This is a genomic window from Imperialibacter roseus (assembly GCF_032999765.1).
In the GTDB taxonomy this organism is placed as follows: domain Bacteria; phylum Bacteroidota; class Bacteroidia; order Cytophagales; family Cyclobacteriaceae; genus Imperialibacter; species Imperialibacter roseus.
In genome coordinates this window covers 1,220,046-1,239,775 of record NZ_CP136051.1, presented here as the reverse complement: position 1 = coordinate 1,239,775, position 19,730 = coordinate 1,220,046, and the positions used below count along the sequence as shown (strand labels likewise).

Annotated in this window: 11 protein-coding genes; 5 read left to right on the top strand and 6 right to left on the bottom strand. The window is 47.7% G+C overall.

Annotated features, from left to right (window positions below):
• Positions 1–54: 54 nt before the first annotated feature.
• Positions 55–8,406, top strand: a complete 8,352-nt coding sequence (locus tag RT717_RS05370; RefSeq protein ID WP_317490707.1) for a DUF5018 domain-containing protein — start codon at positions 55–57, stop codon at positions 8,404–8,406.
• Positions 8,407–8,579: 173 nt separating this feature from the next.
• On the opposite strand, the gene RT717_RS05365 is transcribed toward RT717_RS05370, so the two are convergent.
• The 3 genes from RT717_RS05365 to RT717_RS05355 all read right to left on the bottom strand — a co-directional run bounded on the left by RT717_RS05365 (position 8,580) and on the right by RT717_RS05355 (position 10,765).
• Positions 8,580–8,924: a translation initiation factor gene (locus tag RT717_RS05365; protein WP_317490706.1), complete on the bottom strand. Its 345-nt coding sequence runs from the start codon at positions 8,922–8,924 to the stop codon at positions 8,580–8,582.
• A gap of 17 nt (positions 8,925–8,941) precedes the next feature.
• A complete protein-coding gene (locus RT717_RS05360; protein ID WP_317490705.1) occupies positions 8,942–9,781 on the bottom strand; it encodes a universal stress protein in 840 nt (279 codons plus the stop codon).
• A gap of 87 nt (positions 9,782–9,868) precedes the next feature.
• Positions 9,869–10,765: a 1,4-dihydroxy-2-naphthoate polyprenyltransferase gene (locus tag RT717_RS05355; protein WP_317490704.1), complete on the bottom strand. Its 897-nt coding sequence runs from the start codon at positions 10,763–10,765 to the stop codon at positions 9,869–9,871.
• A gap of 151 nt (positions 10,766–10,916) precedes the next feature.
• Here RT717_RS05355 and RT717_RS05350 point away from each other — a divergent pair, with 151 nt between their 5' ends.
• Both RT717_RS05350 and RT717_RS05345 read left to right on the top strand, forming a co-directional pair.
• Positions 10,917–11,456 (top strand): ferric reductase-like transmembrane domain-containing protein, encoded by a 540-nt coding sequence (locus tag RT717_RS05350; protein ID WP_317490703.1) that lies wholly within the window; start codon positions 10,917–10,919, stop codon positions 11,454–11,456.
• A 154-nt stretch (positions 11,457–11,610) separates the two neighbouring features.
• Positions 11,611–12,987 carry a glycosyl hydrolase gene (locus tag RT717_RS05345; protein ID WP_317490702.1) on the top strand — a complete coding sequence of 459 codons (1,377 nt, stop codon included), beginning with the start codon at positions 11,611–11,613 and terminating at the stop codon, positions 12,985–12,987.
• Between the two features lie 83 nt (positions 12,988–13,070).
• Here RT717_RS05345 and RT717_RS05340 read toward each other — a convergent pair whose 3' ends face one another.
• Positions 13,071–14,438, bottom strand: a complete 1,368-nt coding sequence (locus RT717_RS05340; RefSeq protein WP_317490701.1) for a Gfo/Idh/MocA family protein — start codon at positions 14,436–14,438, stop codon at positions 13,071–13,073.
• Positions 14,439–14,669: 231 nt separating this feature from the next.
• On the opposite strand from RT717_RS05340, the gene RT717_RS05335 reads away from it, so the two are divergent.
• Positions 14,670–15,617 (top strand): gliding motility protein GldB-related protein, encoded by a 948-nt coding sequence (locus tag RT717_RS05335; protein WP_317490700.1) that lies wholly within the window; start codon positions 14,670–14,672, stop codon positions 15,615–15,617.
• Between the two features lie 125 nt (positions 15,618–15,742).
• Here RT717_RS05335 and RT717_RS05330 read toward each other — a convergent pair whose 3' ends face one another.
• Complete coding sequence (locus RT717_RS05330) at positions 15,743–16,249, bottom strand: glutathione peroxidase (protein WP_317490699.1); 507 nt, start codon at positions 16,247–16,249, stop codon at positions 15,743–15,745.
• Between the two features lie 90 nt (positions 16,250–16,339).
• The gene (gene argS, locus RT717_RS05325) at positions 16,340–18,127 is read right to left on the bottom strand and encodes an arginine--tRNA ligase (protein WP_317490698.1); all 1,788 of its coding nucleotides are present in this window, start codon (positions 18,125–18,127) and stop codon (positions 16,340–16,342) included.
• A gap of 320 nt (positions 18,128–18,447) precedes the next feature.
• Between argS and RT717_RS05320 the strand changes: the two genes are divergently transcribed.
• Entirely contained in the window at positions 18,448–19,077 is a 630-nt protein-coding gene (locus RT717_RS05320; protein ID WP_317490697.1) for a hypothetical protein, read from the top strand.
• Positions 19,078–19,730: the final 653 nt, after the last annotated feature.

The following is a 19,730-nucleotide window of genomic DNA, read 5'->3' as shown; positions in this document are numbered from 1 at the left end:
CAACCAGACAAATGTCGCAGTGAACCAAATTTTACCACTTGAATCCTTTATACCATGAAAACCTTTTTACAAAGTTTATTTTTTCTAGTGGGTGTATTGCTCGTTTCAGTCGATCACCACCTCAATGCGCAGGCCTCCATCACTTATGGTCGTTCCTTCGACCTGACGGATGGGGTAACCTATATGAAGTCCTTCAATTCACTGACTGAGGAGAATGACCCCAAGGGGATTGTTTTCAATGGTGATGGGACCAAAATTTTCGTTGTCGGAAATACGAATGATGCAATCTACTCTTATACCCTAACGACTCCATATGACCTGTCGGGTGGTGTTACATATGACGGAGATGGCAGCAAACTGAGCGTGAGCACCCAGGAAACCTCTCCTACAGGTATTGCCTTCAGCAGTAACGGCTTGAAGCTGTTCATTGTTGGGGATGATGGAGACGAAGTCAATCAATACAGCCTGAGCACCGCCTACGACATCACCTCAACTGTAACACACCAGGGAGTATATGATATTTCCGGGCAAACGATCGTCCCGTATGACATCGCCTTTAGCAATGACGGAAGCAGAATGTTTATCGTAGGAACTAACGTCTATCAGTACACGCTGACGTCAGCCTTTGACATCACCGGAGGGGCTTTCACAGTGACCTATAATGGCTCTTACACAACTCTGGAGAGCTCAGTAGCGGGGGTCGATTTCAGCAGTGACGGAAAAAAAATGTTCGTCGTTGGATCAGCTAACGACAAAATTTACCAGTACAGCCTTTCAACAGCCTTTACAATCACGAGTGGCGTCACTTATGACAGTCAGGAGTACAGCGTAACCAATCAGGAGTCATTTCCATCAGCTGTTGTCTTTAATTCCTCGGGCACAAAATTCTTTGTTGCTGGTTTCGCTAATGGGCTATCTCAATACAATGTCTTTGATGGAGGGTTTACTGAAAACGACGCCAACAATGGTTTTGTCGATGGCGCCATCCACATTTCGCTGACTGGAGACACCTTTACGCACACCGGGTCCACCATGTCGCATGGTGTCGATTACACCATCACTAACCTGCCAACTGGCTTAACGCCTACGCTGTCTATTTCAGCGAGCGGGAATACAGCGGACTTATTGCTGAGTGGCTACGCTACTGCGCATCAGGTGGCCAATAATGTAGCAAGCCTGCAGTTCACTTTTGCGAATTCGGCCTTTACTGGCGGATCTGCAGCCGGAGTCACTAACGCTGTTGCCGCTAGTAGCGGCTTGGGCATTACCTATAGCAATAACTATCCGCAACTTTATTATGGAGGCGTTTTCGATCTTTCAAACAGTGCAACGTTCGACGGGGCTTCAACCGCTATGACGGCTCAGGAAGCGAACCCCGCCGGGCTGGCCTTTAGCTCCAATGGGCAAAAAATGTTTATTGTTGGTTCTTCCTCAGACAAGGTTCATCAATACTCGTTGTCGACCCCATTTAAAGTAACTTCAGGTTTCTCATATGATGGAACTCCCTTTAGCGTGGTAGGCCAGGAGGGCAATTCATCCGGTCTCGCATTTAGCAAAGACGGCTTGAGTATGTTTATTATTGGTGGCAGTAAATATATCTATCAATACAGCCTGAATGCTCCCTTCAATATCACAAGCGGGGCCAACTATGTCGGGTCTTATTATGTCGGGAGCTATGAAGGCTACCCCTCGGGGATCACCTTTAACAACAATGGAAAAAAATTATTTATTGTCGGGTCAACTGGCGATGAGGTCAATCAATTCAGCCTTTCTACTCCCTATTCCGTGACCTCCGGTGTAGTTCACGATGGGCTCTTTAGCATCAATGCTCAGGAGACCGATGCTTCGGGCATTGCTTTTAGTTATGATGGAAAAAAAATGTTTATTTCAGGAGCGAGCGGGAAAGATGTGACTCAATATAGTCTCTCATTTCCGTTCGATGTCACCTCAGGCGGGGTTGCAGTCGATGGCACCCCATTGAGTGTAAACACCGAGGAAACACTTCCAAGCGACCTCGCATTCAGTGCAGATGGCTCAAAATTGTTTGTAATAGGCTTCAACGGCGATGACGCTAATACTTATCAGCTACCCGTTGGCACTTTCACTGAAACGTCCTCAAACGACGGAGGCGTTCAGGGATCCGTCACTATTAAAATATCGGATGATAAATTCACAAATAGTGGCAGTAACCTCATAGCGGGTACGCACTACTCCATCTCCAACTTACCTTCCGGGCTAAGCTCCTCAATTGCAGTGGCCGCCGACGGCCTTTCGGCATCACTAACATTATCAGGCACCGCAGCTGTACACCAGAGTCTCGATAACATTAGTAGCCTCACCTTTACCTTCACCAACAGCGCTTTTGTAGGAGGGAGTGCCAACAATGTAGAAGGAGCTGTAGCAAAAAGCAGCGGCGTCGGGATCAGCTACGACAACAATGTAGAAATCACCTTCGGGAATGCTTTTGGTCTGAACGACGGTGCCCGGTACCAAGGTGACTTTAAACTCTTTGCGGCCAGCACAGACGAAGCTCCACAAGGAATTACTTTTAGTGCTGATGGAACGAAAATGTTCATGGTGGGGCTTAGTGATAAAGAAATCAACCAAATCCACCTTACCACGCCCTTCAGACCTGAGCTAGGCTACGGCCTTGGAGTTGGCCCTTTTTCAGTATCAACCCAGGATACCTCCCCCCGTGACGTCGCATTTAGCACAGATGGACTGAAGATGTTTGTACTTGGTGCTACGAACAAGCGCATTTATGAATACAGTCTGACCACGCCTTTCAGCTTAGCCTCAGGTGTCACCTACAGTAATTCGTTTTTCGGGGTAAGTGGTCTTGATAGCAGTCCGACCTCAATGACATTCAGCCCTGACGGTTCAAAAATCTTTTTATCAGGATCTACCAACGACAGGATATACCAGATCAACCTGTCCATTCCATTCTCTATCTCTAGCGCTTCCTCATCCGGAAATTTCTACGGAGTTGCAACACAGGAAACCAATCCGGTTGGGGTAAGAATGAATCAGGATGGAACGAGAATGTTTGTATTTGGTACGAGCAGCGATAAAGTTCATCAATATACTCTTCTGAATCCTTTCGACCTGTCATCGGGTGTTTCCTATGCCAACGTCTCGCTCGATATATCAGCGCAAAGTTCGAACGCCTATAGCTTCACCTTCTCCGGAGATGGTCAGCGAATAATTATCTCTGACTATCAGAAACTGCATATTTATGCACTAACGAAAGACGGCTTCAAAGAGTCGCCCGCCAACGATGGCGGAATGAATGGCCAACTGGTATTGAATCTGCACCACGACACCTTCGTAAATACCGGCAGCACACTCACAGCAGGTACTCACTACACATTGTCGTCTACGCCTGTAGGCCTTACACCTGTGATGACCGTATCCGGAGATGGCCATTCGGCGACACTAACATACACAGGGGCTGCTACCAACCATCAGAATACAAACGATGTAGCCGAGCTCTCAATTACGTTTACTGATGCCGCCTTTGCTAACAGTGACGCCGCCGACGTTCTGAACTCAGTGGCGGCTGCTACAGGGTATGGGATTGATTTTCGTGACAACACCCCGGCTATTTACTACGGCAGCAGACTTGACCTAGACGAAGGCTATCCCTCTTTTTCCACAACGTATTCAACTACAAGTCAGGACAATTCATCCTTGGGTATGAGCTTCAGTAACGATGGCTTGCGGCTATTTGTTGTTGGGGCAGAAAATGATGCAGTTTATCAATACAACTTAACCTCTGCTTTTGACATTTCTTCAGGTGTTTCTTATTCTGGCCTCAGTTTCGATGTTTCAAATGAAGAGTCAGTGCCCACTGACGTTGATTTTAACAAAGACGGGACGAAAATGTACGTTTCAGGAACCTCTGATAACGTTAATCAATATAGCCTGTCGACTCCTTTCAGCTTGTCTGGCACTGTAACGCTTGACGGTATTTTTCCTCCGGGGAATGACGCATCGCCAAGTGGCATTACGTTCAGCCAAGATGGGCTGAAGCTATACATGATTGGCTCCCAAAGCGACAAGATCTTTCAATACTCATTATCGAGTCCCTTCGATCTGGTAGATGATGTAACCTACGATGGCACTTCATACGCTGTTACTAATTACAACTACACAGACATCGATATTTCTGAAGATGGCCTGCATCTCTTTGTGACAAATTCGTCTTACCCGGGAAGCACTCAGGTGCGTCAGTTTAATCTGGCCGAACCTTTTGACATCGCAGCGGGAGTAACCGGGGGAAATAGTTTTGTCTTCTTTGACTTTACCCCACATGCCCAAGACATTCACTACAGCCCTGATGGCAAGAAGCTATTTATGCTTGGGGCAGACGGAACAGTCTTTGAGTTCATGCTTCCCTACGACGGATTCACAGAAACGCAAAAGAACGATGGTGTGGTGGATGGTGAGCTGTATATCGCTATTCAGGACGAGAAATTCACTCATCCCGGAAGTCAGCTCACTCACGGATCTGACTATACCATTTCCAATCTTCCTTCCGGGCTTACGCCCTCTCTGACCGTTGCTGCAGATAGCTATTCCGCCACGCTAACATTCTCAGGCAAGGCTGCCTCGCACCAAAATGATGATGATGTAGAATTGCAATTCACTTTCACCAACAGCGCTTTTGCTGGTGGTAATGCCTCCGCCGTGCAAAATGCCATGGCCGCAAGCAGCAAACGCCTGGTGGATTTCAGAGATAATAAACCCGCAATTTCCTATGGAAATGTGCTCGACATGAATCATGCCACCCCGGTTGGAAGCCCGTTCGATGTCTCCGGTCAGGATAGCTATCCTTACGGGCTTGCTTTCAGTTCAAATGGACTAAAAATGTTTGTCTTGGGTAACGGGAATGCCACCGTATACCAGTACATCCTGACAACGCCATATGATATCCAGTCCGGCGTTACCTATTCTCAGGCCTTTGATCTATCCGCAGTGGTTTCAGACGCAAATGACCTGGCTTTTTCCGTTGATGGCTTGAAAATGTTTGTGCTGGACAACGACAATTACGAAGTTTTTCAATACAATCTTACTACTTCCTTTGATATAACTTCAGGAGTGACTTATAGCGGTCATTCATTCGATTTTGAAAGTTATGACACGTCGGTTTACGGCTTCACCTTCAGCGTCGATGGTACTAAAATGTTGATTGCCGGCACTAACGACTATGAAATTTTTCAATTCACATTAGGTAGTGCTTTCGATCTTTCAACTGCTCCTACCTATGACGGGCACCCGCTTGTTACTGAAAATGTCGCAAGCCCCACAGGCCTGGCGTTTTCACAGGACGGTCGTTACCTGATAATGACCGAAGACGACAACGACTACGAGGTTGTCCGGTATGTTCTCAATACAGCTTTTGATATCACAGCCGGAGCTACCTTCGACGGTACCTATTTCAGTCTCGGCGACTACAGTGCGTGGGGCGCAGCCATCGCTGTAAAACCCGATGGATCCAGGGTCTTCGTAGCTGATGGTGACAATGCTTTGATCTATCAATTTAACATCGACCTGGGTGGCTTCACAGAAACGGAAGCCAATGATGGCGCTGTTGACGGAGAAATGAACATCTTCGTGGTAGACGATAAGTTTTCATCAGCAGGAAGCTCGCTTACTTACGGCACCGATTATACCATCACCAATCTTCCCAGCGGACTTGTAGCAGACTTTGCTGTAGCGGCGGATGGGTATTCGGCGGCGCTTACCTTCACAGGCAAAGCCTCCGTGCATCAGGATGCAACGGACATTTTAAGTCTGATATTCACCTTTAACAATAGCGCTTTTGTAAGCTCCAGTGCTGCCGATGTAGCCAACGCCGTAAGTGCCAGTAGCGGCATTGGTATCGACTTCCTGATCAATACCGAAAATGATATCCTCACATTTGTTTTGGCTCAACAGACTGGCGCAGCTACTATCGACGACGTAAACCACACAGTCACCATGGAAGTAGCCGCCGGAACCAGCCTGACCTCACTGGCGCCCACCATCACACTATCAGACGGAGCCAGCAGCGACCCAGCCAGTGGCATGTCACAGAACTTCACCACTGCAGTAACCTATACAGTTACATCCGAGGATGGCACGGATCAGGATTGGGAGGTGACTGTTACCGAGCAGCAGGTGGCACCGACGGACCTTGCACTCAGCAGTTCAACAATTGACGAGAACAACTCTGCTGGTGCAGCAGTAGGCACATTCTCAACGACTGATGCCAATACTTCCCAAACACACCTCTATACCCTTGTCAGTGGGACAGGTAGCACTGACAACGGCTCCTTCAGCATAGTAGGTGCTGAGCTTCGGGCCGGAGTTGCCTTTGACTATGAAGCCAAGCATGAGTATAAAATAAGAGTGAAAACGAACGACCAAAACGGCGGGCTCTTCGAAAAAGCATTCGTGATCACTATCAATGATGTGAACGAAATGCCCACAGATATTGCGCTGGACAACACTACGGTGGACGAAAGCAACCCTGCGGGGACCTTGGTAGGCACTTTGTCCACTACCGATGAAGACAATGGACAGTCTCATCTCTACAGCCTGGTAAGCGGCTCAGGAGATGAGGGCAACAGCGCCTTCGCTATTGACGGAAATCAGCTAAAAACTGCTGTCACCCTGGACTTCGAAACCCAGGACACCTACTCCGTTCGAATAGAGACCGACGACCAAAATGGTGGTACCAGGGAAGAAGTGTTTACGATTTCTGTCAACGACCTTCCGGCGCAGGTAACTTCATTAAAGCTGGACAACCAGTCGGTGATGGAAAATCTGGAAACAGGCGCTCTTGTGGGCAACCTGACCACCCTTGGTGAGGACCTATCGGGATCATACACCTATACTCTTGTGCCAGGAACAGGTGATACAAACAATCCACTGTTCAATATTTCGGGCAGCCAATTGGTAACCAATTCAATATTCGACTTTGAATTAGCAAATAGTTACAGCGTGCGCATCAAAACCGACGACGGGAACGGCAATACGTTAGAAAAAGCCTTTACAATTTCGGTTGGTGATGAACCAGAATCAAGCGATGCCAATATTCTCACTTTTGCTCTGGCAGAGCAGGCTGGGGTTGCGGTGATCAACAACACAGATCATACCGTGGCTATCGACGTCGTATTTGGCACTGATGTTACTACGCTAACTCCTGAGATCACTATTTCAGCAGAAGCAACAGTGAACCCCGCTTCTGGCGCAGCTCAGGACTTCACAAATCCGGTAGTATATACCGTAACCGCTGAGGAAGGGAATACCCAGGAATGGACCGTAACAGTTGCCATTGCCCCAAATTCCGCCACCGATATCCTCACCTTCGTATTGGTCGAGCAAACTGGTGACGCTGTGATTGACGCAGAAAATCATAGCGTATCGGTGACTGTTGTCACTGGCACCGATGCTACAGCGCTCACACCCACCATCACCGTTTCCGAGCAGGCGACAATAAGTCCGGCGAGTGGAGCAACACAAGATTTTTCTGCCCCAGTAAGCTACACCGTAACTGCCGGGAATGGTGCCACGCAGGAATGGACAGTCACAGTAACAGTTGAGCCTGCGCCGTTGAGCAGTGCCAGTGACATCCTCACCTTCTCGCTGCCCGAAGAAGCCGGGCCGGCAGTAATTGACGCTAGTGGACATACAGTGGCCATCGAAGTAGTTGCAGGAACCAATATAACGAGCCTTAATCCTGCCATTACCATTTCAGCCGCTGCTTCTATCAGTCCTGCAAGTGGTGCCCCTCAGGATTTCACAAGTGCCGTGGTGTACACAGTGACGGCCGAGGACGGTAGCACGCAAGGTTGGACAGCAACCGTGACCGTCGCTCCAGCCACGGAACCCTTAAGCAGCGCAAAGGACATCATCGGCTTTTTGCTTCACGAACAAACAGGTGATGCCCTAATCAACACCACGGATCATACCGTGACTGTTGAGGTGGAAGCTGGTACTGACGTCAGTAACCTTAGTCCTGCGATCACCGTTTCCGACAAAGCTTCGGTAAGCCCTGGTAGTGAAGTGGCTCAGGATTTCTCATCAGCAGTTCTGTACATCGTTACGGCTGAGGATGGCAGCACGCAAGAGTGGACAGCCACGGTGACGGTCAAAGAAGGCACAAAAACAGGTATTGCTGAAGCCTTCGCCAACGTCACCGTATACCCCAACCCTGCAACTGATCAAATAAAAGTGGCGGGGCTATCCAAAGGCAGCAGCCTTCAACTGGTAACTCTCAACGGCGCCATCATCAATCAGGTCAGCAGTAGTATCTATGAGGTCGAATCTATCAGTTTGACTGGCTTAACCGGAGGGGTGTATGTACTGCAAGTCTCAACCGAAGGGAAAATAAAATCATACAGAATCATCAAAGAGTAATTCCACAACGACAACGAAAGGGCACGGCAGTATAAGTCCCTTTCATCAATAAACCGGCCATCTGGTCGATGGTTCACTGGTTTATGCGATCAAATTCCCTTCGGGGAAAGATAAAACCCCGGCATTGTGTGCCGGGGTTTTTACGTCATACGACTTATTTTAAGCAGGTAGCTCTAAGCTCCTTTCACCTGATACCCTTGCTTCCTGAGAAACTCAGCTACCTTGGGCCTCAGGTCACCCTGAATCAAAATCTCGCCATCTTTCACACTGCCGCCAGTGCCACAGTAGGCTTTCAATTTCTTACCGAGCGCCTCCAGGTCAGCATTGGTTCCTATGAAGTTCTTCACAAGCGTTACCTGCTTCCCTCCCCGGCCTTTGTTCTCATAAAAGATTTTCAGCACCTGCTGATTGGCAGGAAGCGTATCCGCCTCCTCTTCCTGGTCAGTGGTATAATCAAAATCCGAAGCAGTGGAGTAAACAATGCCAACCCTATCCTTATGGCTATTCTTTTTCGACATGAGCTAAACCTTCTTTATTATTTATGAAGGCGGTAGGTCCATACTGGTCTTTCAGCATGATTAACTACGTCCTCTGCAATACTTCCAAGGAAGAATCGACCAATACCGGTCCGGCCACTGGTGCCCATGGCTATCATATCTGCCTTTATATCACCAGCATAGTGCATGATCCCTTCGTCAGCATTCAAATCATTGTAAATACTTCTTGAGGTATTCTCAAGTCCGTATTTTTTAATGAAGGCATCCATGGCGATAATATCGTCGTGAGATGGATGGAAGTCATGAGGTGTGTTCACCTTTACAACATGAAGTTTGGCACCGAAAAATGTTTGAAGCAGTTTAAGCTGCTCAATCAAAGCAGGTTGGTCCTCAGTGAAATCGGAAGCAAACACAATATCTTTGATGTCAATCGTCACAGGTCTTTTTAAAGTAATCACCGGGCAGGTAGCATGACGAACCATTTTCTCGGCATTGGAGCCAACCGTCAGCTCGTCGATTCCTGAAGAGCCTGAAGTTCCCATTACCAGCAAATCAACATTGCTGTCGTTGATTTCATGGGTCAAAATTTTGAATGGGCTTCCTGAGTGAATATGTGTTTCAACTTTTACTCCCGACACACTTGCAGCAAGCTCAGCCAATCTTCTTTCGGAGCTTTCTATCAGCTTGATGGTGAATATTTTTTCCATCGGATCGTCGCTTTCAACTTCTCCCGTTGCGTGTAGGGAAGAACTGCTGGGTACTTCAAGCACATGAACAAGTTTGATTTTAGCTGACGCTTTCTTAGCGATGACAGCTGCAAAGTCTAAAGCATATTTGGCTTGTTTTGAAAAGTCGGTTGGAACGAGGATATTCTTCATGTCGTAAAAATTGTGATGTTAGAATGAACCTAAAAATAGTAAATACCTCAGCATTTACTAAGCTTTTTAAACAAACAGGTAACTGATTTAAATCAGAATGCCTATTCCGAAGGTGATGACAAAAAGCATTGTGCTCAAAGCCATCATTTTCAAAAATGGGTCGAGTTGCATTGGATCCTCAATGGTTTGCACACCCCTGCCCACTTTCCAGAAGAGCGGCAAGCTGACGAGAAACAGCCAACTGCTATAGCCTCCGGCATTTTGCAAAACGTACATCGCACCGCAAAAAAGGCCCGCCGTTAACAACAGCCAGTGATAGATGACTGCTTTTGATCTGCCAATCCGAACAGGAATGGAATATTTTCCAGCCGCCTTATCGCTCTCTATGTCTCGTATATTATTGACGTTTAGCACGCCCACAGAGAAAAAACCAACGGATAAGGCGGGTAGTACCACTGCCCAGTCAATGGTTTGGGTATGCAGAAAATAGGAGCCGCCTACCCCCACCAAACCGAAGAAAATAAGCACGGAAATATCGCCCAAACCTGCATAGCCATAGGGTCGCTTTCCGTTGGTGTAGCCTATCGCTGCAAGGATACACAAAACGCCCAGCGCCAGGAAAATAAGCAGCAGTTTCAGCTCGGAGCCAAGTGCGATCCATAGCAGCGCCAGCCCGCTGACAAATGAAAGAAGCGCTGTAACGATCATAGCCCTTTTCATTGTTGACGGCGTTATTTGCCCCGACTGCACAGCCCTGCTTGGGCCCTTGCGGTCACCTCTGTCGGCTCCATGAATGGAGTCGCCGTAGTCATTGGCCAGGTTGGAGAGGATTTGTAGCAGCAACGTGGTGAGAGCTGCCAGCCACCATACCGACCAGCGAAACTGGCCGTGGGCAGCAGCCAGAAACGAGCCCATAGCGATGACAGAAAGTGCCAGGGGCAACGTGCGAAGCCTGAAGGCCGAAATCCAGGGTTTGATTTGCATGCCGCAAAGGTAAGCATGATTTGGGAATTTGAGTGCCAATTCTCATATCCTCTCAGCCAGCCAGCATTAGAACGCTCATTCCGTAAAAACTACCTACCAAGTTATATGAGCGGCTTTCCAGTTTTAACCGGCGCCATTAAATTCGCCGATTATGGAAATTGACTACATAGAAATCTCCGGTATTATAGGCCTGGTTGGCATAGCCGCCCTGGCACTTAATTTCATCGTTGGCTACTTCATTTGGTCAGGTTCGACAATCAAATTACCCTATGGCCTTAAGTTCCTTGGACTTCACAAGTTGACCGGCTATACGGCCGCCATCGCTATTCTGGTACATATTCTTTTGTTGCCATTTTCACCAAAGTCCGGCTTTACCTGGGGCGACCTGCTACTACCTGCCTGGACGGAGCACCAGCCTCTGGCCAACACCTTTGGTGCCGTGGCTCTTTACGTCATTGCACTGGTAGTCATCAGCTCCTACTACAAAAGCTCTATCAAACTCAAAACCTGGCGCACTATTCACTATACGTCCTATTTCGCTATGGTTCCGCTAATCCTGCATGCTGTGATTACCGACCCAAAACTTCAGGACCGGCCTATCGACTGGTTTGATGCAGAGAAGCTTTTCGTGATTCTTTGCTGTGTGGTGATGTTGGGAATGACTGCGTACAGGTTTTTGGCCAAAAAATAAGGAGAAACCTCTTCGTGAATTTCAACTTTAGGGCTTGTCTGATTACGAGCACCCAAACGTTTGGTAGCAGTCTTCGGTGAGTGCATTGCTTCGGGCTCTTTTTTAAATTCCGCCCGGGTATATGTAACTTACTAGCCTGCCAACGCTCCCGTTTATGAAGCTGATACCAGTGTTCCTTCTTTGCCTTGCCCTATCCGTTTATTGTTTCCGAGCATTAGGCCAGGTCGATCCGGATGCTTCCGACAAAACTTTTTACCTCTACGAAAACCTAAGAAGGGTGCAAGCCAGCAACCAGTTTCTTTTTGGTCAGGAGTTTTTCAACAGCTTCAGCTACTCCTCCGGCTCCGCCCATGGAGACAAGGAATTTTCTGATAGTAAAAACGTCACAGGAACACATCCTGCCGTGCTGGGATCTGACTTTCACTATTACCTTGAGAAATCGGAAGGAGAGCGACGCTACCACACCGAGGCGGTAAAGTGGGCCTACCAGCAAGGCTACGTCATTACCTACGACTGGCACCTCAGTGCCAGGGGCACGAACAGCTATGAATATAAGGATGATGTAAAAAACCTTGTGAGCAATATTGTTGACGATTTGGATGGCGACAGGGATTGGTACCTCGCTGAGCTCGACAAAGTAATTGACATTATCAATGATGAGCTGGTGGTCGACGGTGAAAACATCCCCATCGTTTTCCGGCCTTTGCACGAAATGAATGGCGGCTGGTTTTGGTGGGGTAGCAAAGCCACCACTCCACAAACTTACAAAGCCCTTTACCGGCTCACGCAGCAATACATAGAAGAACGAACGAACACCGTGCTCTTTGCCTGGTCACCTAACAATCCAGTCGATTTCAACTACTACCCTGGCGACGACTATGTCGACATTGTTGGGGTAGACGCCTATGAGGTGTCTGTTTCGGGCTTGCGCAACATTCTGGCGCCCATTGTCGACTACTCATTCGCCAGCGGCAAAGTGGCCGTGTTTACCGAAACGGGCAACCGAACTAATGGAGGGGCTTCCAATGGAGATGACGCAGCCCAATATTGGTTGGACACAATATTGCCTGCTATTACCGGAGACCCAACCGGCCGTTCGCAAAACATTGCCTGGGTACTTACATGGATCAATGCGGCCTGGTCGTTTCCTTACGTGCCCTACGCCAATAGCAGCGAGGCTGCCAAAGCGAGTTTCATAGCCTTCCAAAGTTCGTCCGCAGCGATATTTGGGAATGAGATGCCTGACATGTACAGGTTCTACGATGTAACTGCCGTAGCAGACAACAGACCAAATGAAGAAGTCCAGCTATTTCCTATTCCGGTAACCAGCGACCTCACCATCCGGCTCTCGGGGTTCGAGAACCAGTCTCTGGTGAAAATATATGACCTGAGAGGACAGCTGGTGCATGAGTTGACTGCTGAAGGCAATGAAATGACTATTCACACCGAAGGGCTGCTATCGACCGGTGTCTATTTACTAAGCGCCACCGATTCGAGAAAGACGGTGAGCAAGAAGGTGGTAGTGAATTAATCATACTAAAACCCTCCAGGGGTTCAAAACCCCTTGGAGGGTTTGCAAGAAAAAGGGGCTCATCGCCCCTCTTCGTTTCTCTGTTAAACCTTCTTAGGATCAGGATGTGTCCATGGGCTTCTGTAGGCCCTTTGCAACTTCTGAGTCGCTTCAGCATCGCCTGGCACCGTCATCGTTTTGGGGTCGTAGGACAACGGCCTTCCCAATTCCATCGAAATATTGGCTAGTATACAGCTTGCGGTAGAGATATGCCCTTCCTCAATGTCGGCTACCGGTCTGCTTTTCTTGTCAATTGCGTTGAGGAAGTCGAGCATATGCAACCTTGTGGCAGGTGCTGCATTCAATTCAATGCGTTCCTCTGTCAAATCTTCAGGATACTTTTCTCTTTCGTACACCACATCCTTGTGGATCTTTTCTCCGTCACCCACAGGCACAAAATCATACTGCATCGTGCTGGCAGAAAGCGTGCCCTTGTCTCCATAGAGTTTGAATGACCACGGGTATTGCGGATCGGCCGGTGTGCCCCATGTCCGGTGCGTCCACACGCAGTTCAATTCCGGATATTCGAAATTGGCGACCTGCGTATCCGCTATATTCGACTTCGCATCCTTCTGGACAAAAATGCCTCCATTGGCGCTGATTTTTGTTGGCCAGCCCAGCTTCAGCATCCAGCGAACGGTGTCGAGCATGTGCACGCACATATCACCGGTAACACCGTTACCATATTCCATAAACGCTCTCCACCAGCGAATGTGGGGAATGCCATCGTACGGACGCAAAGGCGCCGGGCCTGTCCACATTTCATAGTCGAGGAAGTCCGGAACCGGCTCCAGCGGTGGATTTGAATTGTTGCGCATGGCAAAATAGCAACACATTTCTACATGGCGAATAGTGCCAAGCAGCCCGGCGTCAACAATGTTTTTCTTGGCGTCAATTAAGTGCGGGGTGCTCTTGCGTTGTGTTCCTACCTGCACCACCTTGTTGTATTTTCTCGCAGCGGCTACCATGGCCTCCCCTTCCATTACGTCGACGCTGATAGGCTTCTGCACATACACATGAGCGCCTGCCTTTACAGCATCAATCATTTGCAGTGCATGCCAGTGGTCGGGCGTGCCAATCAGCACAATGTCAAGCTCGTTTTCTGAAAGTAGCTTGCGGTAGTCGCCGTACAGCTTGGGCTTCTTGCCCGACTTCTGACGCTTGCTAACCAGGTCAGCGGCAGCGTTCAGCTGGTTTTTGTCTACATCGCAAAGAGCAATTACTTCTACCGGTGCCACCTGAATCAGTCGAAACAAGTCACTTTTTCCATACCAACCTGTTCCGATTAGCGCAACCCTAAAAGGCCTTTGCGGATTGATGAGATCAATGCCCCGGAACCCAAAGGTGGACAATGCCAGGGTTGCCGAGGCCCCTTTAAGAAAATGCCGGCGATTGATGTTAAAAGTATTCATTTAAGTAGGTGTTTATTGTAAACGCAAAAAGGAAATGTGGCATGTCGGCATCAATGAAACCGTTATCCCTTATCTATATAGTTAGAAAATAAGTAAGAAAAAAGTACGGGAGCGCTTATTGGACATTAGCAAGGCTGAAGGGAAAGAAGAGGCTGTTTTTGAAGGGCAAAGAAACTATTGGAAAAAAGAGATGTCTTTTGATTGCAACAATTACCAATAGTTATTTTTTACATGAGAAAGCTACTTTTCAACCTAAGCACCAACACTTTTGTCACCTTGTTTCTGGGCGCCCTCAGCATTGGCTGCGGCGTGTCGAAAAAGATGCATGCGAGCAAGAACCCTAAAACTGCTCAACTCATCACTTCGGACATTGAGCATTTCTGGAATGCCTTCGACAAAGACAACGAAAAAAACCAGGCTATGACCTACGAAAGGCACTACCTTGACAATGGCACTGCTGGCCTCAAAAGTTTCATCAAATTGCGGATTGGGAATGCCAACAACCTTTCCAAAGCAATTTATGAGAACAGGGAGCAATATGAGAGGATAAGAACAGGCAGCCTTGCACTTCCATCGAGGGAAGATGAAATAAGAGGCTACTTCAGCAGGTTAAAGGCAGTGTACCCAAAAGCGATTTTTCCTGATGTCTATTTTCTGATAGGTAGAAACAACTCGGGTGGCACCATTTCGGGCAAAGGTCTGCTGATTGGTATGGAAAAATATGAGGACACTGATATAATCCCAATTGTGGTAGTTCACGAGTTGATCCACTACCAGCAGAGGTACTATTTCAAGCTGAAGTCGTTTTCCCTACTGGAGCAATCGATCAAAGAAGGTAGTGCGGATTTCATCTGTGAGCTTGTGACCGGCACACATCCTTACGGCGATATTTACCTGTACGGAGACCAACACAAGGATGAACTGAAAGCGGAGTTTCGGCAAATAATGGACAGAAAATGGAAAGAAGGCTGGGATGGCTGGATGTATGGCGGAGCGAAAGAAGGCAGGCCCAATGACCTGGGATATTGGATGGGCTACCAGATTGTGAAATCATACTACGAGAAGGCTGAAGACAAAAAGAAGGCTGTGAAGGAAATGCTGACTATAAAAGATTTTGACAGGTTTGTGAGGGAGAGCGGGTATTTTGCAACGGAGCGACTGGCTGGCAATCTGCAGTGATTGTCAGATCGGCTTGATGTGTAAAACCCCAACGTTGACGGTCTTGATGGCGTCGAAACCGCTCCGTTTCTTCGCCCGGTGTCTGACGCCCGCCAACGCTTTTGCCAGCACTGCCGTGCCGACACCTACAACAACCCAGTCACCTGCTCATCCATCGGGTTGACAGCCGATGGGAAAAATTGAACCACCTTGCCGTTTTCGTCAATCAGGTACTTGCAGAAATTCCAGGTAGGCACCTTGCCACTTTGCTTTTCCAGCCAGGCATACAATGGCGCCCGGTCTTTACCGGTCACATCGATTTTTTCAAACAGCTGGAAGCTGACGCCGTAGTTCTTTTTGCAGAACTGGGCAATTTGCAAGTTGGAGCCTGGCTCCTGTCCACCAAAGTTGTTGGCCGGAAAGCCCAGCACTGTCACCTTGCCACCGAATTGCTCATGCAGCGCCTGCAGGTCTTCGTACTGCGGAGTGTACCCGCATTCTGATGCGGTGTTCACGATGAGCACCTTCTGGCCTTTGTATTTGGAGAAGTCAATGGTCTCGCCGTCAATAGAGGCCATTTTGAAGTCGTAGAAAGAGCCTTGTGCCATAGCTGTGGAAGTGATAAAGATGAGAAGGTAGAGCAGTTTATTCATAGTATTCGGTTTATGATTAAAGAGGTTTCTCTGTGCCAAGCCGATTAAAGAGGTTACTCTGTGCGCTTCCGCACAGAGTAACCTCTTTAATTACATCCTGTCAGGAACGTCTATTCCCAATAACCCCATTCCCGTCTTAATTGTTCTGGCGACAACCAACGAAAGCATCACTCTGAGCTTCACTTTTTCCTCGTTGTCCTCATTAAAAATGGAATGCTCTGTATAGAACCGATTGTATTCCTTGGCCAGCTCAAACACATAGTTGGCTACTACTGCAGGGTTCAGCTCTTCAGCCGCCACTCTCACCTTGTCAGGGAAGTCGGCAATCACACGGATCACTTCAGCCTCTAGTGTCTCAAGCTCCAATGCTGACGGGTCGAAGCCCTTCAATTCGATACTCAGCTGCTCTGCCTTTCGTAAAATCGCCGTGATACGGGCGTGGGTATACTGCACAAAGGGGCCTGTATGCCCATGAAATTCCACAGACTCCTGCGGGTTGAAGAGCATTCTTTTCTTGGGATCTACCTTTAGCAGGTAGTATTTGAGCGCACCAAGTGCCAGGGTGTTGTACAGCTCTTTGGCTTCTGCCTCAGTAAACCCTTCTATCTTACCCAGCTCAGTGGTGTGCTTCTCTGCGGTATCCAGCATTTCCTGGATCAGCTCATCGGCATCTACCACCGTGCCTTCCCGGCTTTTCATTTTGCCCGACGGCAAATCGACCATGCCATACGAGAGATGATAAAGCCCATCGGCATAGCTACGGCCCAGCCTTTTCAGTATACTAAAAAGCACCTTGAAGTGGTAGTCCTGCTCGTTGCCCACCACGTAAATCGACTTATTGAACGGGTAGTCGGCGTACTTCATATCGGCCGTGCCCAGGTCCTGGGTCATGTACACCGACGTGCCATCTGAGCGGAGCACCAGCTTGTGATCCAATCCTTCTTCTGTAAGGTCGGCCCAAACAGAGCCATCCTCTTTTTTGTAGAACACACCTTTGGCAAGGCCTTCGTCCACAATGTCTTTGCCCAGCAGGTAGGTGTTCGACTCCTGGTACATCTTGTCGAAGCTCACGCCCATGGCCTTGTAGGTGGCGTCGAAACCCTCATACACCCAGCCGTTCATCAGCTTCCAGAGAGACACCGTCTCAGGGTCATTCTCTTCCCATTTCTTCAGCACCGTTTGCGCCTCCAGAATCAGCGGTGCCTTTTTCTTGGCCGCTTCTTCATCTATCCCCTGCGCCTTCAGTGTTTCAATTTCTTTTTTGTATTCTTTGTCAAAGATCACATAATACTTGCCAATCAGATGATCCCCCTTCAGCCCGGCTGACTCCGGCGTTTCACTATTGCCCCATTTGCTGTAGGCCAGCATCGACTTGCAAATATGGATGCCCCGGTCGTTGACCAGGTTTACCTTGAACACCTCATAGCCATGCGCATGAAGTATGCGGGAAGTGGAATCACCAAGGAAGTTGTTGCGCAGGTGGCCGAGGTGAAGGGGCTTGTTGGTGTTGGGCGAGGAAAACTCCACCATCACTTTGCCACCATGGGGAACGGATACACCAAACGACGGATTAGCGTATACTTCAGAAAGGGTTTTGCCCCAAAGGGTGTCACTCATTGTGATATTTAGGAAGCCTTTCACCACATTGTAAGCCGACACTACGCCGACATGAGCCACCAGGAAGTCGCCGAGCAGCTTGCCTGCTTCTTCCGGGTTCTTGCCCGTTACTTTCAGGTAAGGAAAAGTAACAAAGGTATGTGAGCCTTCGAATTCCTTTCTGGTAGGTTGGAAAGCAACATCCTGTGCCGCCAGCTCGTGGTTAAATACTTCCTTGAAGGCCTGTGAAATGCCTTCCTTCAACTGCTCCTCTAAATTCATCTGTGATCGCTCTGACATGGGCCTTCTGAAAGGCCGTTTCTAAAATGCCCTGCAAAGGTACAGGTAGTGGGAGAATGATACAATTGGGGAGAAGGATAATGTAGCAACTGAAACTTAGAAAACAATCACTGGGTTCCAAAGGGATGGCACATTGTCTTGCTATCTGGAACATGAGACGATATGGTTGCTTGTTTAGGCACATCAACCCTAACAGGAGCGAATACAGCTTGTTCTACTAAAAAATCTTGCCTACAGGTAGTATTAAAAAATGTAATTGTTAGTAAGTTAAGCCACCTTATTTTTTCTTAAAATATCCCTCAATGAAGAAAGTATTTATAGTCGGGCTGATCGTCTTGTTCGCAACGATAACAAAAGCTCAGATCAATGCCATTACGGAAACGGGAGATGAGGTTGTATTATACACCGATGGAACTTGGAAGTACCTAAATGACAGCACCTTTGAGGCTTCGGAGATACCGATCAATAACAAGCAATTCGTAAAGGGAAAAAACTCAACCTTTCTGATAAAAAGCACCAAACTCAATATAGGAATCTGGATGGATCCTAAATCGTGGAGCTTTACGAAAGGAACGTTAGAGGATGCATCCGAATTTGAATTTGAAAAAAAGGGCGAAGACTTGTATGCCATGTTGATTTCGGAAAAAATTCAGATCCCAATCGAAACTTTAAAAATAGTTGCTCTGCAAAACGCCAAAAGAGTTTCAAGCGATATAGAACTGGTACAAGAAGAATACAGGAACGTAAATGGAATTCAAGTTTTAATGATGCAAATGAAAGGTACGTTGCAGGGGATGAAGTTTTCCTACTTTGGCTATTATTATTCGAATTCAAATGGGACAATTCAACTACTAGCCTATACAAGCGAAAATCTCTTTGATAATTATAAACAAGACATTGAATTGTTTCTCAACGGATTAACTGAGCTCTAAAACGAAAGGTGGTTCTGAGCTCTTTGATATACTGACTTTATTAGGCCTCTAAATATGAATTCTGCCATCATCAATGATGAAGAACGCACGCTAATCGTCTGAAGAAAGTTGCTTTAGTAAAGTCTGAGATTTAATATCAAACAACCATCAGATAAATGTATTGCTAAAGATTATTCAACTGATTACAACTATTGGCGTCGCTGTCGCAACGATTGCTTTAACTGACTCAGTTCTTCCCAAGAGAACAGTAGCTGGCAGGGTCATCTGCGTTCTCAGGGGTGAGGAAGGCGGGGGCGTGAAACACGGCGGAAAAGCATTCACATTATCGTATCCACGCAACTGAAAATGAGCCTTTTCCAGTTTTTATTGGGGATTACGAAAAATTCAACCCAGGCGATGACTTGATAATCAGCTACACATACGTTCTGAATAATCAAACATGTATACTAAACAGCTCGAATGGGTTTTCGACCATCCCTGCAACTGGACTAAATTCGTATTATTTCAGCGTTCTTATTCTCCTGATCATCAGCTGCTCGTATGGCATCGTGCACTGGAGTAACCCTCAGAGACATCATCATTCCACCCCTTTTACCCTTTTTTTAACAGGATTTATTTTCTTCTTGTTGTGAAAAAGTAACTCCAAAAAAACT

Bases quoted from the DNA above. Each gene is read 5' to 3' on its own strand.
- RT717_RS05370 (WP_317490707.1), top strand. From the start codon at position 55: ATGAAAACCTTTTTACAAAGTTTATTTTTTCTAGTGGGTGTATTGCTC.
- RT717_RS05365 (WP_317490706.1), bottom strand. From the start codon at position 8,924: ATGTCGAAAAAGAATAGCCATAAGGATAGGGTTGGCATTGTTTACTCC.
- RT717_RS05360 (WP_317490705.1), bottom strand. From the start codon at position 9,781: ATGAAGAATATCCTCGTTCCAACCGACTTTTCAAAACAAGCCAAATAT.
- RT717_RS05355 (WP_317490704.1), bottom strand. From the start codon at position 10,765: ATGCAAATCAAACCCTGGATTTCGGCCTTCAGGCTTCGCACGTTGCCC.
- RT717_RS05350 (WP_317490703.1), top strand. From the start codon at position 10,917: ATGGAAATTGACTACATAGAAATCTCCGGTATTATAGGCCTGGTTGGC.
- RT717_RS05345 (WP_317490702.1), top strand. From the start codon at position 11,611: ATGAAGCTGATACCAGTGTTCCTTCTTTGCCTTGCCCTATCCGTTTAT.
- RT717_RS05340 (WP_317490701.1), bottom strand. From the start codon at position 14,438: ATGAATACTTTTAACATCAATCGCCGGCATTTTCTTAAAGGGGCCTCG.
- RT717_RS05335 (WP_317490700.1), top strand. From the start codon at position 14,670: ATGAGAAAGCTACTTTTCAACCTAAGCACCAACACTTTTGTCACCTTG.
- RT717_RS05330 (WP_317490699.1), bottom strand. From the start codon at position 16,249: ATGAATAAACTGCTCTACCTTCTCATCTTTATCACTTCCACAGCTATG.
- argS (WP_317490698.1), bottom strand. From the start codon at position 18,127: ATGAATTTAGAGGAGCAGTTGAAGGAAGGCATTTCACAGGCCTTCAAG.
- RT717_RS05320 (WP_317490697.1), top strand. From the start codon at position 18,448: ATGAAGAAAGTATTTATAGTCGGGCTGATCGTCTTGTTCGCAACGATA.